Raw genomic sequence first — 2,789 nt, 5'->3', positions numbered from 1 at the left:
GTGATCGACTTTGCAGCGGACAAAACGATTTTATCGCTAACCACCATTTCGTTCGATATTTTCGTATTGGAAACGATTCTGCCGCTGCTGGGCGGAATGACCGTCGTGCTAGGCGACCGCCATCATCAGGTCGATCCTCAGACACTTAGCGAGCTGATTACTGCGCATCACATTGACATGCTGCAAATGACGCCATCCCGGCTGCAAATGCTGCTGGGTCATGAAGCAGGTTCCCGTGCGCTGCAAGGTGTACAGGAAATTATGGTTGGGGGAGAAGCGCTTCCGCCCAAGCTGCTGGAGGCATTGCAGAAATTGAACGGTCCCCGCATTTATAACATGTACGGACCTACGGAAACGACGGTTTGGTCGGCAGTGCAGGAACTTACAAATGCCAAACAGATTGACATTGGACGTCCCATCGCGAATACGCAAATTTATGTCATTGATGAACAGGACAGATTACAACCTATTGGTGTACCAGGCGAGCTATGCATTGCAGGGGAAGGATTGGCCCGCGGATATTGGAATCGCGCGGAACTGACGACGGACAAATTTGTAGATAATCCATTTTCAACAGGAACACGAATGTACAGAACGGGCGATCTCGCCCGCTGGAAAGCGGATGGAAATCTGGAGTTTATCGGCCGAATCGACCATCAGGTGAAAGTACGTGGATTCCGGATTGAGTTGGGTGAGGTTGAAAATGCTTTGATTAGCCATTCTGCAATTCGAGAGGCTGTCGTCACTGTAAATCAAAGCAAAGATCATGAATCCGTTTTGTGTGCCTACATTGTACTGCATACAGAAGAAACACCAAGCTTAACCGTAATTCATGAGCATGCCGCCAAGTTGCTTCCTTATTACTCGGTACCGTCTCACTTTGTGTTTCTGGATCGTATACCATTGACTCCGAATGGAAAAACCGACCGAAAAGCGTTGCCGGAGCCTGACGAGCTATTCCGACCGGATATTGCCTATGTAGCGCCACGAAATGATGTGGAAGAAGCTTTGACCGCCGTATGGCAAGAAGTTTTGGGGCGCGATCTGGTGGGCATTCAGGATAACTTTTTCCTGCTCGGAGGCGACTCCATCAAAGCTGTTCAGGTCATAGCGCGCATGCGTCTTCACGGGTATTCACTGGATATCCGACACGTACTGGAGCATCCGTCCATTGAAATCCTGAGCGGCTATGCGGAAACACTGTCCCGTCCGATTGAGCAAGGCCCGGTAGATGGAGAGGCACCACTGACCCCGATACAATGTCATCTAATCGATTGGATCGAACGGCATCCATCCGAGGCACTTCCTGCCACAACATCGGTACTGTTGTTAGCAAAGTCGGGCTTTGATGAGCAGCCATTGCGAGCCGTATTGAAGAAAATCGTGGAGCACCACGATGCTCTGCGCCTTGGCTTATTACAACAGGCTGACGGGTCGGTTACGCAAGCTCACAAAGGACTGAATGAGGAGCTAATCACTTTGGAGGTGCTGTCGCTTACGGGAACAGCAAGCGAAGCACGCAGCCAATTGGAAGCTGAATGCCAACGTATTCAAAGCAGCCTGCGGCTGTTTGAAGGACCACGAGTTCGGGCAGGGCTTTTCCGTCTGGATAGCGGGGATCATCTTTTCCTTGCTGTAGACCTGCTGGTGGCTGACGCCATTTCATGGAGTATTTTGCTCGAAGATCTGGCAACAGGCTACGCACAAGCTCTGAACGGGGAAACGATTGTCCTACCGAACAAAACCAACGCTTACCAAACATGGGCCAAACATCTTGAGAATTATGCGAATAGCAAAGAGCTGCTCAAGGAGCAGGACTATTGGAAAAAGATAGAGTTGTCCGAATGGGGAATGCTTCCCAAAGACCATGAAGTCATTACGGACTCTGGAACAGAGCGACAAACGAATCAGCTCCATCTGCAATTATCAGCAGACGAAACCCAGGATCTGATGACACAGGTCAATCATGCCTACAATACCGTGCCGGATGAAGTGCTGCTGTCCGTGTTGGGTCAGACCGTATCCGAATGGTCAGGACAAGAACGGATTGCACTCTACGTGGAGAACCCTGGCCGAGAACCGGGTGAAACAAATTCGCTGGATATCTCCAGAACGATAGGGCAGTTTACGTCCGTGTATCCGGTTGTACTGGACATCAGAACTGCGGATGAACTATCGCTGTTGCTCAAGCGTGTGAAGGAAACGGTTCGACAGGTTCCAAATCAGGGATTGGTCTACGGTGTATTGAGATACCTGACCGAAGCCAGTAATCCAACGGTTTCTAAACGTTCTCGTCATCCAGAAATCGGTTTCCGTTATATAGACTCACTGGACCCAGAATCAATTTATTTTTCAACATCGCCGCTGGAAGCTGAGATTGCACAAGGTACCAAGGATGCGAATAGCGATTCACCTTATGCTCTCTATATGAATAGCCGCGTGGAAGACGGTAAATTAAACATCCGTCTAATTTATGACCAGAATGCATATGAAGAACACACGATCAAACACCTTCTCTCTCGCTTCGAAACTCACCTGTTGAATGCCATCCGTCATTGTCTGGATCAGTCCGGTCAGGAACTGACACCAACAGACGTAGGAGCAGATGATCTGGACCTGGAAGAGTTCGAAGACATGAAGCAATTTTATGAAAGCTTATAATTATTCGCCCGAGGGGGAAATACGATGAGTAAAAGCCTTGAAATCGAAAAGGTGGCTAATTTAACGCCTTTGCAGGAAGGAATGCTCTTTCATACAGTGATGGAGCCGGAATCACAGGCGTACTATGA

The 2,789-nt window shown here is 49.1% G+C and carries 1 protein-coding gene; it reads left to right on the top strand.

The annotated features are described in order from the left end of the window. On the top strand, positions 1-2,661 hold a 2,661-nt coding region (locus E0698_RS26135; RefSeq protein ID WP_192513414.1), incomplete at its 5' end, for a condensation domain-containing protein. Between the last annotated feature and the right edge of the window lie 128 nt (positions 2,662-2,789).

The organism is Paenibacillus sp. 23TSA30-6 (assembly GCF_014858585.1).
Taxonomy (GTDB): Bacteria; Bacillota; Bacilli; order Paenibacillales; family Paenibacillaceae; genus Paenibacillus.
This window is presented reverse-complemented; position numbering and strand designations above follow the sequence as displayed.